Raw genomic sequence first — 15119 nt, 5'->3', positions numbered from 1 at the left:
CCTCCTCATCGTAATTTACGACTGATTGCTAGGCCATCACCAAGGGGCAAAATTGCAGTATGATAATCGGTCCGTGCCATCAATTGCTCAGTAAACTCTTTTACGAGACGGACGAGCCGGCGGCGGCGGCGGTCAAGCACTGACACGTCTTCGAGCAGGACGTCCCCTCGTAAAAATAAATTATCGCTGTAAATCGTACCACCAATTGGTACTAAAGCGCCATACCCATCAAAGAATTTTTGATACTGGCCTTTGGCCGCATCGATAAAGACCGCATCGAATTCTCCTTCAATCGTCCCAATCAATTCGACCGCATCTCCATGGATGACGGTGATTCGGTCCGACACGTCCGAGCGTCCGATAAAGCCGAGCGCCTCTTCGTGACGTCGCGCATTCCGCTCGATTGTGACGATTTCAGCGTCCGGTAACAGCTCGGCCATCCGAATCGCGCTATAGCCGATGGCTGTCCCGACCTCGAGGATGCGGGCCGGGCGCTGCAACGCCAGAAGCGACAGCAACACTTCTGAACCGGTCAAGTCCATGATTGGCACGTGGTGTTCTTTCGCGAACGCCTCCATCTCCGCCAAGAGCGGGGACCGCGGCGTGACCAAGTTTTCCACGTAACCTTCATAGGATGAATGTTCCACGTCGTACACCTCTTACTCTCTATTCATTCAAACGACCGGAAGCCTAGGCTTCCGGTCGCATATCCGTCAATTGTTGTTTGCTTCTTCGAACGCTTCCCACTCCGGACGGTACTTGTTGACGTTTTGTTGGTGCGCCTCATAGTCCACTTCGAACAAGACTTCCCCGTTCGGGAATCCTTCACGTGGTGGTCGGGCGTAGAAATAAACGTTATCCGTATCGTTCGGGTTGAGTGTGGCGACGAACGCGTCACGACTGACCGAAGCGATCGGCCCAATCGGGATGCCTTCATAGCGGTACGTGTTGTAAAGCGAATCGTTTTGAAGGTCGTTGAACGATGTGAAGATTGACGTCTCCCCAGTGCCGTACCAGACGGTCGGGTCAGACTGCAATTTCATGCCATCGGCTAAACGATTTTCAAACACGCCGGCAATCTCTTGTCGGTCTTCCGTCGACACGGCCTCTTTCTCGACGACCGAGGCAAGCGCGAGCGTCTCATGGAACGTGCGCCCTGAAGCTTCGACTTCACTTTGATACTCGACATAGAGCTGTTCGGTCGGCTTCAACATCTCATCGATAATTTGTGTGAGTGTGACACCTTTGTCGAACTCATACGTGGCCGGGAACAAGTACCCCTCGAGTGGATGATAAATCCCATCGGCGAGTACTTCGTCGGTCAACATCTCATGCTCATTGACGAGCGAGCGGATATACTCCTCGTCGCTCAGCTGGGCCGAAATCTCTTCTTTCGGAATCTCCGCAACTTTAGCGAGACGTGAGATGACCTGGTCGATCGTAAAGCCTTCCGGAATCACCAATTTGATGTCCGGGACGACGATGACTTTCCCGGTCTTCAGCGTGGCGATCAACTCGTCAAGCGACTGTGACGGAGACAATGTATACGTCCCCGCTTGGAACGATGATTCATTTTTAAATCGTGTATAAAAACGGAAAATCGTGCTATTCCTCACGAGCCCATTCTCTTCGAGTAGTTCGCCAATGTACCCTGAACCTGCACCGAGCGGGACCTCGACCTCGACCGATTCGGTCGAAGACGGATCGACGGGTTCGAGCGATCGTTTCACGAACGCATACGACACCGCGGCACCTGTGGCGATAACTAGAAGAAAGACAGCAAGGATGATGACCGTAATTCGCCGAACGATCCGGTTACGTGCACGCTTCTCATCAAACATCGATGGATGGTTCATGCGCATTTCTCCCCTGTTCTTCTGTTATGAAGATGGGCGACGAGGGTTTCCCCTAGCCGCCCGCCCACGTATTAGTCTAATCCTACTTCGTCATTGACGATATCGAACGCTTCCATGACTTCCTCGAAGTCAGCGTCGTCTTCGACGATCTTCAAGACGAACTCTTCGTCTTCAAGTTCTTCGATTTCGAACGCGTATACTTCGATTGTGTCTTCATCTTCCGTTTCCGGGTTACCGACCGGCTCAAGAACGACAAACGTCTTGTTCGTGCGGTCACTCGTCATACGGAAAATTTCTGCGAATAAATGCTCGTCTCCATTTTCATCTGGAATACGGTACATTTCTTCTTCGTTACGGCTAAGTTCTGCCATACGTAATTCCTCCTTATTTGCCTGCGCGATCCAGGTAGTTTTGTAAAATCATGACGGCTGCCATCTTATCGATGACGGCCTTTCTCTTTTTTCGGCTGACGTCTGCTGAAATCAGCATCCGCTCCGCTTGCATCGTCGTCAAACGCTCGTCGACGAGAATCGTCGGCAAACCGGTCGCCTCGGTGAGGGCTGCGGCAAACGCCTGTGACGCCTCGCCCCGAGGTCCGATCGTCGCGTTCATGTTCTTCGGTAGACCAACGACGACTTCTTTCACATCGTACTGCTCAATAATCGGTTGAAGCAGACGGACAGCTTCTTCAAAATCCGGCTCGGTCCAGTAGACCGTCTCCACACCTTGCGCCGTCCATCCCATGAGATCGCTCACGGCGACCCCAATCGTCTTCGAACCGACATCGAGCCCCATGACTCGCTTCATATTAATCCTCTCTACGATCGTTCAAATACGATTTGACCAGTTCTTCGAGCAGTTCATCTCGTTCGATTTTGCGAATTAAGTTTCGCGCATCGTTATGACGCGGGATGTAGGCAGGGTCACCTGACAACAAGTATCCGACGATTTGATTGATCGGTTGGTAGCCTTTCTCCTCGAGTGCTTGATACACCGTAATCAGTGTTTCCCGAGTGTTGGCTCGATTATCATCTTCTGGAAAATTGAATTGCATCGTGCGATCCATTTGGCTCACAAGAATCCACCTCTTTCCGTTTGCACTTCACATTCTATTATGCCAGTGATTGAACGTAATGTGAAGCAAACTTCAATGCTTCGTCCAGTTTTGTCGCATCACGGCCACCGGCTTGCGCCATGTCAGGACGGCCACCGCCGCCTCCGCCACAACGTGTCGCCACTTCTTTAATCAATTTCCCGGCATGGAAGCCGCGGTCGTTCAAGTCTTTCGTCACCCCTGCGACGAGGTTGACCTTGTCGCCGTTCGCCGAACCGAGCAAGATGACGGCTGAACCGAGCTTGCCTTTCAATTCGTCGACCATACCACGGAGCGCGTCCATATCTTGTCCGTCGACGCGCTTGGCGATCAATTGGACATCACCGAACGTCTCGATGGCATCTGTGAGTGACGACGCTTCGATGTTCGCAAGCTTCGCTTTAAGCGATTCGCTCGCACGTTCGAGTTCTTTCATTTCAGCTTGAAGCGCTTGGACACGTGTCGGCACTTCGAGCGGTTTCGTCTTGAGCAATTTCGCTGCCGTCTCGAGCGTCTCGATATGCTGGTTCATCACTTCGTAAGCCCCAGCTCCTGTGACCGCCTCGATGCGACGTGTGCCGGCTCCGATTCCTGACTCCGACAAGATTTTGAAGAGTCCGATTTCAGCCGTGTTCCCGACGTGGCAACCACCGCAAAGCTCGACCGAGTCACCGGCCGCGACGACGCGGACGACGTCCCCGTATTTCTCACCGAAGAGTGCCATCGCACCTTTCGCTTTCGCGTCGGCAATGTTCATCTCTTCGATATCGACACCGATTGACGCCCAGATGCGTTCGTTCACTTGACGCTCGATCGACTGAAGCTCTTCAGCCGTCACTTGACCGAAGTGCGAGAAGTCGAAGCGAAGACGATCTGGTGTCACGAGTGAACCCGCTTGGTTGACGTGTTCACCGAGCGTGTCTTTTAACGCGCGATGCAACAAGTGCGTCGCCGTGTGGTTTTTGATAATCGCTTGACGTGAGTCAAAGTCGACCGTTGCCGTCACTGCGACCTCTGCCTTGGCGACACCCGATGTGACCGTGACCGTATGCAAGTTTTGGCCGTTCGGTGCTTTCGAGACATCTTTCACGTGAAGGACGAAGTCCGACCCGACGATTTGACCTTTGTCACCGATTTGACCACCGCTCTCCGCATAGAATGGCGTCTGGTCAAGGATGACTTGCGCTTCTTCCCCTGCTGCGACGACGTCGACGAGCTCACCATCATGAATCAAACTGATGATTTTTGCTTCCGTGCCGAGGTTCGTGTAACCGACGAATGATGAGGCAAGTGTGATGTCTGCGAGTACACCTGACTGGATTTGCATCGACTCGACGTCGGCACGGGCTGTCCGGGCACGTTCGCGCTGTGCGTTCATCGCTTGTTTGAAGCCGTCCTCGTCGACTGAGAGGTTATGGTCTTCCGCATACTCGATCGTCAATTCGAGCGGGAAACCGTACGTATCGTACAGACGGAACGCATCTTCTCCGCTGATGACGTTCGAACCGGCTGCTTTTTGTGCTTTCGCGACTTCGTTCAAGATGGCAAGACCGTCATGAAGCGTCTCGTGGAAACGTTCTTCCTCGTTCTTGACGACTTTTTTGATGAAGTCTTTCTTCTCACGGACTTGCGGGTAGAAATCAACCATGATATCACCGACGACATCGACGAGCTCATACATGAACGGACGCTCGATGCCTAGCATCTTCGCATAGCGGACGGCACGACGGAGCAAACGACGAAGGACGTAGCCACGGCCTTCATTCGATGGGAGGGCCCCATCCCCAATCGCGAACGACACGGTCCGGATATGGTCGGCGATGACTTTGAACGCCACATCTTTGCTGCTGTCGGCGCGATACGTCTCGCCGCTGATTTTCTCCGTCTCGCGGATGATTGGCATGAACAGGTCTGTATCGAAGTTCGTCGGCACGTCTTGCATGACGCTCGCCATCCGCTCGAGACCCATCCCCGTATCAATGTTCTTCCGTGGGAGCTCGGTATAGTTCCCGTGCCCATCATGGTTGAACTGACTGAAGACGATGTTCCAAATCTCCAAGTAGCGTTCGTTCTCGCCACCCGGATACAGTTCTGGGTCGGTCGGGTCGTCACCGAACGCCGGTCCGCGGTCGAAGAAGATTTCTGTGTTCGGGCCAGACGGGCCTTCCCCGATTTCCCAGAAGTTCTCTTCGAGCGGGATGATGCGGTCAGCCGGAACGCCTAATCCGAGCCAGATTTGTTTCGCTTCTTCATCTTCTGGGTGAATCGTCACCGACAGACGGTCCGGATCGAGTCCGTACCACTCATCGCTCGTGAGGAGTTCCCAGCCCCATTTAATCGCATCTTCGCGGAAGTAGTCGCCGACCGAGAAGTTCCCGAGCATCTCGAAGAACGTATGGTGACGAGCCGTCTTCCCGACGTTCTCGATGTCGTTCGTCCGAATCGACTTCTGCGCGTTGACGATGCGCGGGTTGGCTGGAATGACGCGGCCATCAAAGTATTTTTTAAGTGTCGCGACACCTGAGTTGATCCAAAGAAGCGTCGGATCCTCGACCGGTACGAGTGAGGCACTCGGCTCGACACTGTGTCCTTTTGATTTGAAGAAATCTAAATACATTTGGCGAATCTGTGCGCCAGTTAATGGTTTGAGCGGTTTCATCAACAATTCCTCCTTCAGTTTAAACGAAACGAAAAAAAGCGATGCTCATCCCTGTGGAAAGGGACGAAAGCATCGCTTCGTGGTACCACCCTCGTTCGCACGGCAAAGCCGTGCCTCGAACATCCGATAACGCGGATGAGGCGCCCAGGGTGAGTGGGGACTCCAGACTAGCTTCGGTCGACCGGATCCCCATCTTCTCACAGCCTAGGAAGATGTCTCTGGTGAGGCGGTTACGACGTACTCATTTCCTTCATCGTCTTTAATCGTTTCAGTTTTCTATTCGTCATTATCACACGTCAGTCGAAAGACGTCAAGACTTGCCGCCTAGCCGTTCGACGAGTTTCGTCCGGCGCACCGGTTCCTCTTCCCGTGTCGCTGCCTCGAGCGCACGCACGTCCCCGAACAAGAGCAAGCTCTTCTTCGCCCGCGTGACAGCCGTATAAATCAAGTTGCGCGACGAGCGGAAACCGCCGTTGAAGAAGACGGGCATGAGCACGATCGGGAACTCGGACCCTTGCGACTTATGAATCGTGATGGCATAGGCGTGGGTGAACTGGTCCCATTCGCTCCGGTTATACTCGACCTCGGTTTGATCGAAACGGATATAGATTTTATCGACCTTATCGACGTTCTCTTTGGCGTAAAAGATGTTCGTGATTTCGCCGATGTCACCGTTATAGACGTTCTCCTCGGCGTTATTGACGAGTTGGAGCACTTTGTCCCCGTTTCGATACGTCCGGTTGCCGTGCTTCACTTCACGGGCGGCCGATTTCGGATTGAACACGTTTTGGAGCGCCTCGTTCAACCCGTCGATGCCGCAAATCCCACGGTACGTCGGAGCGAGCACTTGGATGTCGAACGGCGAATAGCCTTTCCGGAGCGCGGCCCCTGCCATTTGGCAGATGGCCTGCAGCGCCGTCTCTTGGTTGGCCGTGTAAAAACGACGGTCCGGCAGTGCCGCCAGTAAATCGTCTGGCATTTGTTTCGCGTTGAGCGCGTGCGCCAGGCGCAGAATGCTCGACTCGGACGCCTGCCGATGGACGACATCGAGTCGGACGACCGGGATGCCGTCGGTTGCCATCAAATCGGCGAGCACTTGGCCAGGTCCGACCGAAGGCAATTGATCACGGTCCCCGACGAACAGAATCTTCATCCCGTTCGGCACGGCCCGGAGCAGACTCCGGAACAAGAAGATATCAATCATCGACGCCTCGTCGACGATGAGCACTTTTCCGACGAGCGGATTCGTATCATCGACTTGGAATGAACTGCCGTCAAACTTGAGCAACCGGTGAATCGTCGAGGCCGGCAGCCCCGTCGACTCACTGAGCCGTTTCGCGGCCCGGCCGGTCGGTGCGGCGAGCACGAACGGGAACGGTTGATTCTGTACGGGTTCGAGCTTCCAATCGAACACGTCGCTGAGCGCGTGAATGATGCCGCGGACGACGGTCGTCTTCCCGGTCCCCGGTCCACCGGTGAGCACCATGAGCGGCGACTTCAAGGCGAGCTCAATCGCTTCCCGTTGTTGCGTCGCATATTCGATTGAGAACATCTCTTCGACGCGTCCGACCGCATCGAAAATCGTCGTCATATCGACGTCTTCTGTCGTCGAGGTCGACATGATGCGCGCGAGTTCCTCGGCCGCTTTTTGTTCGGCCCGGTACACCCGCGGATGATAGACGACCCCGTCTTCGACGATGACACGCTCGTCATTCGCGAGCGTCTCGAGCGCCGAGACGAGTGCCTCGCCCGGATCGCCGCCGATGATGCGTGGCATCTCGCTCGCGAGTTGGTCGGCCGTGACGAACAAATGCCCGTTGCCTTGCTCGAGCTCAAGGACGTATAACACGGCTGCGGCAATCCGCTCCGGGTGAATTCCTTGAATCCCGAAGTGGGCGGCGATGGCATCGGCCGTCTTGAAGCCGATTCCAGGGACGTCATACATGAGGGCGTACGGATTTTTTTCAATCGTCTCCATCGCCCGTCCTTCATACTCTTTATGAATCTTTGAGGCGAGGCGCGGCGTCACGTCGAACGGCGCTAAAAATAAGAGCAACTGGTCGACCCCATACAAGATGTTCAACCGTTCGGTGATGACGCGGGCTTGTTTCTCTTTCAAGCCATCGACGTTTGACAAAAGGCTCGGATGCTTGACGATTTGGTCGATGCAGTCGTCTCCGAGTGCATCGGCAATCTTCTGGGCCGTCTTTTGGCCGATCCCGGGGAACGAACCGTTCGTCAAAAAGCGGACGGCGGCGCGCTTCGTCATCGGGACGACCCGGCGAATCCACTCTGCTTTCATCTGTTTCCCGAACCGGGGATGGTCGACGAGCCGGCCGTGCGCCTTATACGTCTCGCCTTTCTCAATACCGACGCCGACGCCGGCGATGACCATCTCGGTCTCGTCTGTCTCAAAATTCTTTTCTTTTATACGTACGAGCGCGATCGTGTGCGCTTCTTCTTCCGATTGAAACAGGACGCGGATGACTTTTCCTGTCAACTCGTAAGGTGCTGCCATCATTCGAGCCACCTCCAGCTAGTTTTCCATCCCCCATTATAGCCCGAGTTGAAACGATAGGACAAATCGCCTAACTGAACAAGTTGAGGATGCGCTCGAGTTGGTCGAGGTCGACCCGTTCGAGGATGCGAATCAGTTGATCGACGTCGATTCGGTTCAAAATCCGTTCCAGCTGTTCCAAGTCTACATTCTCGAGCAACCGCTCGAACCGCTCCAGTTCGCCCGAATTGACGTAGCCTTCGATCCGCTCGAACAATTCGGTCCGTTCGATGCGGAACAGTTGCTCGAGCGATGGCCGCTGAAGCAACAAGACAAGCCCTGCGGCAACGACATGGACGCCCCAATTGAGCACGACATGACCGAGCCGCACCGTCTGTCCGACGAACGGGATGAGCGGGATGAACGACAGTTGCAACACGATGATGACGAGCTGGACGTATGGATTCGGGATGAACCAAGCCACAATCGCGAGCAGGGCCGGTACGACCCAGGCCACCCCGACCGTCCCGAGCGTTACAGACCAAGACCGCTGGGCCGACAACACCCAGTGCATAAGGACACCAATCACGAAGAACGTCGCAAATAAAAGTAACAGGACAGTCGTCGCCCGCTCCGACTCGACGACGACACGGAACAACAGATTATTCGTCCATTCGCCCGTCGCTAAACGTTCGTCGATGGCGGCAAACAGACGACCGAGCATGAACCATTCGATAATCAAAAAGACAAAGACACTGACCAGACTGATTAAGCGCATACACTTCTCCCCTCTCAATTGTTATCTCATTTCCCGAACAATCGGACGGCTATGCACGTTTTTCGTCGAATCAAAGCGGGAACTGTCGGAGTGAACCTATGAAGGAGGGACTATGTATGACGAAACGTATTCCAATTAGTGGCTTGTGTGAACTCGTGTTAGAAGTGACCGATATGGAGGCAGCCGTCGACTTTTGGCACGGCAAACTCGGACTCCCCGTCGTCGAACAATGGGTCGGTGACGATGCCGAGCCGAGCGAAGCACAAGAACAGGCGGACGAACCGTGGGCGACGTGGCTCTATGTCGGCGGGAACACCCGTCTTGGTCTCTGGCTGAAACGTGATTTCACATCGGAAGAAGAATCGAATCGCCAAGAGGACGTGACCGAGTGGGACACACTCTATGATGAGGGCGGTGCCCACGTCCACTGCGCGTTCTACGTGCCGATGGACTCGTTCGATCAAGCGCTCGAGGTGTTAGAGGCGTCAAACATCCCGACGAAACTCCGGACGTGGGACGAAGACGAGACGGTCAATGGCAAAGAGCGTTCGGCCTACTTTAAAGACCCGAGCAAAAACGTCATCGAGCTGTATACGAAAAACATGGACGAGGCGTATGAGAAGTTCGGTGGCGAGCCCGTGAAAATCACGACGAAGCAGCTCTGATTCACATATACGCTCGACCACCTGCATGATACGATGAGAGAAAATGGAAAAGGTTGTGTCTTATGCGTTTCTTTCCGCTTCTCATTATGACGGGGTTAATCCTACTCACACTCGGACTCTATTTCGTGATTGATACGTTTCCCACACTCGACCGGCCGACTTCGTTTGCAGCGTTGTCGTTTTTGTCATTCGGCGCCATGTTGCTTATCGTAACGGACGGAATACGTCGGGCCAAATCAGGAACGGGCGTCATATGGAGCTATATCGCGCTCGCCGGTATGTTGTTCGTGACGATGTTTAATATTTCGGTTTGGATTATCGGGGAGGTGTCGGCATGACGCTTATTCTCCCAACATGCATCACCGGTTTTTCATACGGCGACTGCCCCACCCCCGAGTTTGATGATCGAACATTCCAAATGGTTTGTTTCGATTACGCCCGTCGGAAAGGTGGGACGTGTAGCATCATCCTCGGGGACTCGGTCACCCCGAACTATGACCAAGCGACGATCACCATCCGAGGACGAAGCATCTATGTGCTGCTCAGCAGAGTGTATCCGATCATAGGCATCTCGAAGCTCGAACCGTTCCAGTATGAATTCATCGATGTACCCGAGCTGACCGACTTGTTTGCTGACACTTACCAGACTCCATCGGCGGTGGAGCTTAACGAACGGTTCGATGTGACGCTGCAGCCGTTATTAAACGATGCAGAGCGGAACCAAATCGAATATTGGGAGCCAAAGACGATTGGTAACGTCATCTTCCATTATTGGGACTAACAAAAAGCGCTTCTCGCAAACACTGCGAGAAGCGCTTTATTGATTCAGTTGCCGAGCAGCTCATCCATTTTCGCTTTTGCGTCAAAGGCGAGCGCGTGATCCGGTTGCAACTCGAGCACACGTTCAAGCTCGGCGTACGTCTTGTCTTGTTCACCGAGGAACGCGTAGGCGATCGCTAAGTTGTAACGGGCGTCCGTATGGCTCGCGTCGAGGTCGAGCGTATGCTCGAGCGCTTCGACGGCCAAGTCGAGTTGTTCGTTCTGTGCGAGCGCGAGCCCGTACTGGAACGAAATCTCGACGTCTTCCGGCGCCTGCTTCATCGCTTCGCGAAGACGTGGCAACGCGCGAACGAAATCGCCCATCGCCTTGTACGTCAAGCCGAGCATGAAATGAAGGTCGGCGTCGTCCATCCCGGCAAGGAGCGCCTGACGAAGCGAAGCCTCGGCCAAGTCGAGCTGTTCGAGCTCATAGGCGAGCGCCCCCTTCGCATAGTGGGCCGCGCCGAACGCGTTGTCGAGTTCGAGCGCCTTATCGTAAAAGACGACGGCCCGTTCATGGTCCCCGATCGCTTGCAAGAGTGTACCCATATTGACGTAACCGGTCGGGTCGGTCGAGTCCGCTTCGATGGCCGCGTTAAACTGCTTGGCCGCCTGTTCGAACTCACCTTGTTGCATCGCTTGAATACCTAATTCGTTTGCGTTCATCCTCATCACCTCATCCGATATAGTCGAGTCGTTTTCCGTTTCGATACGCTTCGTCAATCGTCGCACCGCCGAGGCAGATGTCGCCGTCATAGAAGACGACCGCTTGGCCTGGCGTGATGGCACGTTGCGGCTCATCAAATTTGACGAGCACTTCGCCATTTTCAAGTGGTGCGATCGTCACCGGCACGTCCTGTTGACGGTAGCGGAATTTCGCTGTCGCCCGGAACTCGCCTGTTGGTACGGCACCTGTCCATGACAGCTTCGATGCGAGCAACGCGTCCGAATAGAGCGCGTCATGATGGAACCCTTGGCCGACGTAGAGGATGTTGTCTTCGACGTTCTTGCCGACGACGAACCATGGGTCCCCGTCGCCGCCGATGCCGAGGCCGTGGCGTTGACCGAGCGTGTAATACATGAGCCCGTCATGGTTTCCTTTTTGCTCCCCATCGAGCGTCTGCATGATGCCGGGTTGTGACGGCAAATACTCTGAGAGGAACTCTTTGAAGTTGCGCTCTCCGATGAAGCAGATGCCCGTCGAGTCTTTTTTCTTCGCTGTCGCGAGTCCCGCCTCTTCGGCGATGACACGGACGTCTTTCTTGTCCATATGACCGATCGGGAACATCGTCCGCGCGAGTTGGTCTTGTGACAACTGGTTCAAGAAGTACGTTTGGTCTTTGTTGTCATCTTTTCCTCGTAAGAGGCGATGCTCACCATCGACATACTCGACCCGTGCGTAGTGCCCGGTCGCGACGAAGTCGGCCCCGAGGCGAAGCGCATGATCGAGGAACGCCTTGAACTTGATTTCCTTGTTACACATGACGTCCGGGTTCGGCGTCCGTCCGAGACGGTACTCGGCCAAGAAGTATTCAAACACACGGTCCCAATATTCTTTCTCGAAGTTGACCGCGTAATAAGGGATCCCGATTTGGTTGGCGACCGCAATGACGTCTTCGTAGTCTTCCGTCGCCGTACAGACACCGTTTTCATCCGTATCATCCCAGTTTTTCATAAAGATTCCGATGACGTTATAGCCTTGCTCTTTGAGCAGATGGGCCGTCACCGATGAATCGACGCCGCCTGACATCCCGACGACGACCGTCGTCTCGGCAGGGGCTTTTGTGCGTAAGTTCATTTATTATCTCACTCCGTTCGTGAATGTCGAGACGACTTCCGATAGTCGTTCGGCGAGCCGTTCCACGTCTTCGACCGAGTTACCGTGTCCAAAGCTGATGCGGACGGATTGTTTCGTCCGTTCCGATGTCCCGAACATCGCCGTCAATACGTGTGACGGTTCAATCGACCCGGCCGTGCAGGCACTGCCGCTCGAGATGGCAAAGCCGCGCATGTCCATCATGATGAGGAACGGTTCGAGCTCGATGCCCGGGAGATACAAGTTGACGATGTGCGGCAGGCGGTTCGCCCCGTTCACGTCATACTCGACTCCGAGTTCATCGAGTCGCCCGAAGAGCGCCGTAGCCATTTGCTGGTACGTGTTCACCCGTTCGGCCTGTTCGATGTTAGCCAGTTCGACTGCTTGTTGGAACCCGACGGCACCCGGAACGTTTTCCGTGCCGGCTCGACGTTTCCGTTCTTGTTGTCCTCCAAAAGAACGCGTCGCTAATTTTACACCTGTTTTCATAAAAAGAAAACCGATACCTTTCGGGCCATTGATTTTATGGGCCGAGGCCGACAATAAATCGACACCGAGCGCCTTGACGTCAATCGTTTCCGTGCCGAGTGCTTGGACCGCGTCCGTATGGAAATAGGCCTGATGGTCGGCGAGGAGCGCCCCGATTTCCGCAATCGGTTGTAGTGTGCCGACCTCGTTGTTGCCGTACATGACCGAGACGAGAATCGTATCGTCCCGAAGCGCGGCACGAACGGATTCTAGCGTCACCGCGCCCGTCGCGTCGACATCGAGATACGTCACCTCGAAGCCTTCCCGTTCGAGTTGCTCCATCGCGTGCAGGACGGCGTGGTGCTCGATTTTCGTCGTAATCAAGTGTTTGCCTCTATGTTGATTCGCATAAGCCGTGCCGAACAACGCATAGTTATCCGACTCGGTCCCGCCCGACGTGAAGACGATCTCGTTCGGCGTCGCCCCAATCCACGTGGCGAGTGTCCGGCGCGAAGCGTCCAACGCGGCGCGGGCCGTTCGTCCGATGCCGTGGATGCTCGACGGGTTACCGTATTGCTCGAGCAAATACGGCGTCATCGCCTCGAGCACTTCCGGACGCATCGGTGTCGTTGCGGCATGATCAAAGTAGTTCATGTTCGTTCACCTCACCTTTAAATATAGAACATATAGCCGTCTGAATCTTCCTCAGCGAGATCGGCGAGTGTCGTCTCTTCGAGCACTTTCTCAATCGCTGCTTTGATTTTATCCCACAGCTTCCGTTTCACGGCATCGTCCGCTTCCGAGTCCTCGACAATCGTGAGCGGGCCTTCGAGCAAGCGGATGATTTCTCCCGCTGTGATGTCCGTCGCCGGTTTGACGAGCTGATAGCCGCCGTACGCCCCGCGGACGCTCTTGACGAGCCCGCCGTTGCGGAGCGGACCAATCAATTGCTCTAAGTAATGTTCCGGCAGTTCATGCCGGGCCGCAATCTTTTTCAAGCTGAGCGGTTTGTTGTCGGTTTCCCGGGCCAGTGCAATCATGATCGTCAATCCATAACGACCTTTTGTAGATATTTTCATCTTCATGTCTCCTTCTGCTATACTAATCGAACAAACGTTTGTCGAAAGGAATGTGTACGTATGAGTGATTTATTTCAGCAATCGAATAGCGGACCGCTCGCCAACCGAATGCGGCCGGAAACGTTAGACGAAGTCATCGGTCAACGCCACATCATCGGCGAAGGCAAGCTGTTGCGCCGGGCCATCGAGGCCGACCGCCTCGGCACAATTATCCTGTATGGACCGCCGGGAACGGGCAAGACGACGCTCGCCCGCGTCATTTCAAATTATACGAAAGCAACGTTCGTCCAATTGAACGCCGTCACGGCCAAACTTGATGAACTGCGAAGTGTCATCCGTGAGGCTGAGTCCCGATTCGACTTCGAACAAGAACGAACGATTTTATTTTTAGACGAGATTCATCGTTTCAATAAACTGCAGCAAGACGCCCTGCTCCCGGCACTCGAGGCCGGAAAGCTCATCTTGATCGGGGCGACGACCGAAAACCCGAGTTTCGAGGTCAACGCGGCGTTACTGTCGCGCGCGACCGTGTTTCGGCTCGAACCGCCTGGACCAGACGAACTTCGTGTCGTCTTGGAGCGGGCCTTGTCTGACAAGAAAGGACTCGGCAACTATCCGGTTCACATCGAGGAAGCCGCCGTGGACCATTATATCAAAATGGCAGACGGTGACTACCGTGTGCTGTTGAACGCCCTCGAATTGGCCGTGTTGACGACGCCCGAGATTGACGGCAACATCGACATCACGCTTGAAGTCGCCGAAGAATCGATTCAACAAAAAGCGATCAAATACGATAAGACGGGCGACCGACATTATGACGTCATCTCGGCGTTCATCAAGTCGATTCGTGGTTCCGACCCGGATGCGGCCCTCTATTGGCTCGCCGTCATGATTGAGGCCGGTGAATCACCGCGCTTCATCATGCGCCGTCTCTACGTCCATGCGGCCGAAGATATCGGCCTCAGTGACCCGAACGCGCTCGTCATCGTCGACGCGGCCGCTCGCGCGAGCGAACATGTCGGTTTCCCAGAAGCGCGCATACCGATGGCCCAGGCCGTCCTTTATCTTGCGACGGCACCAAAATCGAATGCGGTCATCACCGCCATCGACAAGGCAATCCATCATGTCCGCACAGTCGAAGGCGGTCCGGTCCCGGTCCACCTTCGTGACGCCCATAGCCCGGGTGCCCGTGAGCTCGGCAACGGTGCCGGCTACAAGTATCCACACGACGAGAAAGACGGATACGTCCCGCAAAACTATTGGCCGGAGAATCTGGCCCGGAAACGTCCTAAATATTATACGCCGACGAGCCGAGGCTTCGAGCAACAGCTGCAAAAACGGCTCGACTATTGGGAAAAACGACGCTGACTCTGATGAGCCGGCGTCGTT

At 54.8% G+C, this 15119-nt stretch carries 16 protein-coding genes; 4 read left to right on the top strand and 12 right to left on the bottom strand.

Annotation, left to right across the window (positions count from 1 at the left end; translation table 11 throughout):
• Window positions 1-5: 5 nt before the first annotated feature.
• From KNO58_RS07675 to KNO58_RS07640, 8 genes are all read right to left on the bottom strand, one after another.
• A complete protein-coding gene (locus tag KNO58_RS07675; RefSeq protein ID WP_214719531.1) occupies window positions 6-647 on the bottom strand; it encodes an O-methyltransferase in 642 nt (213 codons plus the stop codon).
• Between the two features lie 66 nt (window positions 648-713).
• Window positions 714-1856 (bottom strand): endolytic transglycosylase MltG, encoded by a 1143-nt coding sequence (mltG, locus tag KNO58_RS07670; protein WP_214752774.1) that lies wholly within the window; start codon window positions 1854-1856, stop codon window positions 714-716.
• A gap of 71 nt (window positions 1857-1927) precedes the next feature.
• On the bottom strand, window positions 1928-2227 hold the full coding sequence (locus KNO58_RS07665; protein ID WP_021066932.1) for a DUF1292 domain-containing protein: 300 nt from the start codon (window positions 2225-2227) through the stop codon (window positions 1928-1930).
• 13 nt (window positions 2228-2240) lie between these two features.
• Window positions 2241-2663, bottom strand: coding sequence for a Holliday junction resolvase RuvX (gene ruvX, locus KNO58_RS07660; RefSeq protein ID WP_214752772.1), 423 nt, complete (start codon window positions 2661-2663; stop codon window positions 2241-2243).
• Between the two features lies 1 nt (window position 2664).
• Window positions 2665-2931, bottom strand: a complete 267-nt coding sequence (locus KNO58_RS07655) for an IreB family regulatory phosphoprotein (protein ID WP_029595797.1) — start codon at window positions 2929-2931, stop codon at window positions 2665-2667.
• Window positions 2932-2968: 37 nt separating this feature from the next.
• A complete protein-coding gene (alaS, locus tag KNO58_RS07650; protein ID WP_214752770.1) occupies window positions 2969-5608 on the bottom strand; it encodes an alanine--tRNA ligase in 2640 nt (879 codons plus the stop codon).
• 310 nt (window positions 5609-5918) lie between these two features.
• Window positions 5919-8126, bottom strand: a complete 2208-nt coding sequence (gene recD2 / locus KNO58_RS07645; protein ID WP_251026142.1) for an SF1B family DNA helicase RecD2 — start codon at window positions 8124-8126, stop codon at window positions 5919-5921.
• Window positions 8127-8196: 70 nt separating this feature from the next.
• Window positions 8197-8883 carry a magnesium and cobalt transport protein CorA gene (locus KNO58_RS07640; RefSeq protein ID WP_214752766.1) on the bottom strand — a complete coding sequence of 229 codons (687 nt, stop codon included), beginning with the start codon at window positions 8881-8883 and terminating at the stop codon, window positions 8197-8199.
• A gap of 116 nt (window positions 8884-8999) precedes the next feature.
• Between KNO58_RS07640 and KNO58_RS07635 the strand changes: the two genes are divergently transcribed.
• The 3 genes from KNO58_RS07635 to KNO58_RS07625 all read left to right on the top strand — a co-directional run bounded on the left by KNO58_RS07635 (window position 9000) and on the right by KNO58_RS07625 (window position 10329).
• Window positions 9000-9548, top strand: coding sequence for a VOC family protein (locus KNO58_RS07635; RefSeq protein ID WP_251026141.1), 549 nt, complete (start codon window positions 9000-9002; stop codon window positions 9546-9548).
• 62 nt (window positions 9549-9610) lie between these two features.
• Complete coding sequence (locus KNO58_RS07630; protein ID WP_214752764.1) at window positions 9611-9886, top strand: hypothetical protein; 276 nt, start codon at window positions 9611-9613, stop codon at window positions 9884-9886.
• The gene (locus tag KNO58_RS07625; RefSeq protein ID WP_214752762.1) at window positions 9883-10329 is read left to right on the top strand and encodes a hypothetical protein; all 447 of its coding nucleotides are present in this window, start codon (window positions 9883-9885) and stop codon (window positions 10327-10329) included. The genes KNO58_RS07630 and KNO58_RS07625 overlap by 4 nt, the downstream gene beginning before the upstream one ends.
• A gap of 44 nt (window positions 10330-10373) precedes the next feature.
• On the opposite strand, the gene KNO58_RS07620 is transcribed toward KNO58_RS07625, so the two are convergent.
• The 4 genes from KNO58_RS07620 to cymR are packed head-to-tail and all read right to left on the bottom strand — an operon-like array spanning window position 10374 to window position 13730.
• Entirely contained in the window at window positions 10374-11033 is a 660-nt protein-coding gene (locus tag KNO58_RS07620; protein WP_214752760.1) for a tetratricopeptide repeat protein, read from the bottom strand.
• 10 nt (window positions 11034-11043) lie between these two features.
• The gene (gene mnmA, locus KNO58_RS07615) at window positions 11044-12165 is read right to left on the bottom strand and encodes a tRNA 2-thiouridine(34) synthase MnmA (protein WP_214752758.1); all 1122 of its coding nucleotides are present in this window, start codon (window positions 12163-12165) and stop codon (window positions 11044-11046) included.
• A 3-nt stretch (window positions 12166-12168) separates the two neighbouring features.
• On the bottom strand, window positions 12169-13305 hold the full coding sequence (locus tag KNO58_RS07610; protein ID WP_214752756.1) for a cysteine desulfurase family protein: 1137 nt from the start codon (window positions 13303-13305) through the stop codon (window positions 12169-12171).
• A gap of 17 nt (window positions 13306-13322) precedes the next feature.
• Window positions 13323-13730 carry a cysteine metabolism transcriptional regulator CymR gene (gene cymR, locus KNO58_RS07605; RefSeq protein ID WP_058763254.1) on the bottom strand — a complete coding sequence of 136 codons (408 nt, stop codon included), beginning with the start codon at window positions 13728-13730 and terminating at the stop codon, window positions 13323-13325.
• Between the two features lie 60 nt (window positions 13731-13790).
• On the opposite strand from cymR, the gene KNO58_RS07600 reads away from it, so the two are divergent.
• A complete protein-coding gene (locus KNO58_RS07600) occupies window positions 13791-15098 on the top strand; it encodes a replication-associated recombination protein A (RefSeq protein ID WP_214752754.1) in 1308 nt (435 codons plus the stop codon).
• Window positions 15099-15119 lie beyond the last annotated feature (21 nt).

The organism is Exiguobacterium sp. J17977, from assembly GCF_018616375.1.
In the GTDB taxonomy this organism is placed as follows: Bacteria; Bacillota; Bacilli; order Exiguobacteriales; family Exiguobacteriaceae; genus Exiguobacterium; species Exiguobacterium mexicanum.
Note: the sequence above shows the minus strand (reverse complement) of the source record. Positions and strands in the feature narration are given on the sequence as shown.

Bases quoted from the DNA above. Each gene is read 5' to 3' on its own strand.
- KNO58_RS07610 (WP_214752756.1), bottom strand. From the start codon at position 13,305: ATGAACTACTTTGATCATGCCGCAACGACACCGATGCGTCCGGAAGTG.
- mnmA (WP_214752758.1), bottom strand. From the start codon at position 12,165: ATGAACTTACGCACAAAAGCCCCTGCCGAGACGACGGTCGTCGTCGGG.
- KNO58_RS07625 (WP_214752762.1), top strand. From the start codon at position 9,883: ATGACGCTTATTCTCCCAACATGCATCACCGGTTTTTCATACGGCGAC.
- mltG (WP_214752774.1), bottom strand. From the start codon at position 1,856: ATGAACCATCCATCGATGTTTGATGAGAAGCGTGCACGTAACCGGATC.
- KNO58_RS07630 (WP_214752764.1), top strand. From the start codon at position 9,611: ATGCGTTTCTTTCCGCTTCTCATTATGACGGGGTTAATCCTACTCACA.
- KNO58_RS07600 (WP_214752754.1), top strand. From the start codon at position 13,791: ATGAGTGATTTATTTCAGCAATCGAATAGCGGACCGCTCGCCAACCGA.
- recD2 (WP_251026142.1), bottom strand. From the start codon at position 8,126: ATGGCAGCACCTTACGAGTTGACAGGAAAAGTCATCCGCGTCCTGTTT.
- KNO58_RS07620 (WP_214752760.1), bottom strand. From the start codon at position 11,033: ATGAACGCAAACGAATTAGGTATTCAAGCGATGCAACAAGGTGAGTTC.
- KNO58_RS07640 (WP_214752766.1), bottom strand. From the start codon at position 8,883: ATGCGCTTAATCAGTCTGGTCAGTGTCTTTGTCTTTTTGATTATCGAA.
- ruvX (WP_214752772.1), bottom strand. From the start codon at position 2,663: ATGAAGCGAGTCATGGGGCTCGATGTCGGTTCGAAGACGATTGGGGTC.
- KNO58_RS07635 (WP_251026141.1), top strand. From the start codon at position 9,000: ATGACGAAACGTATTCCAATTAGTGGCTTGTGTGAACTCGTGTTAGAA.
- alaS (WP_214752770.1), bottom strand. From the start codon at position 5,608: ATGAAACCGCTCAAACCATTAACTGGCGCACAGATTCGCCAAATGTAT.
- cymR (WP_058763254.1), bottom strand. From the start codon at position 13,730: ATGAAAATATCTACAAAAGGTCGTTATGGATTGACGATCATGATTGCA.
- KNO58_RS07665 (WP_021066932.1), bottom strand. From the start codon at position 2,227: ATGGCAGAACTTAGCCGTAACGAAGAAGAAATGTACCGTATTCCAGAT.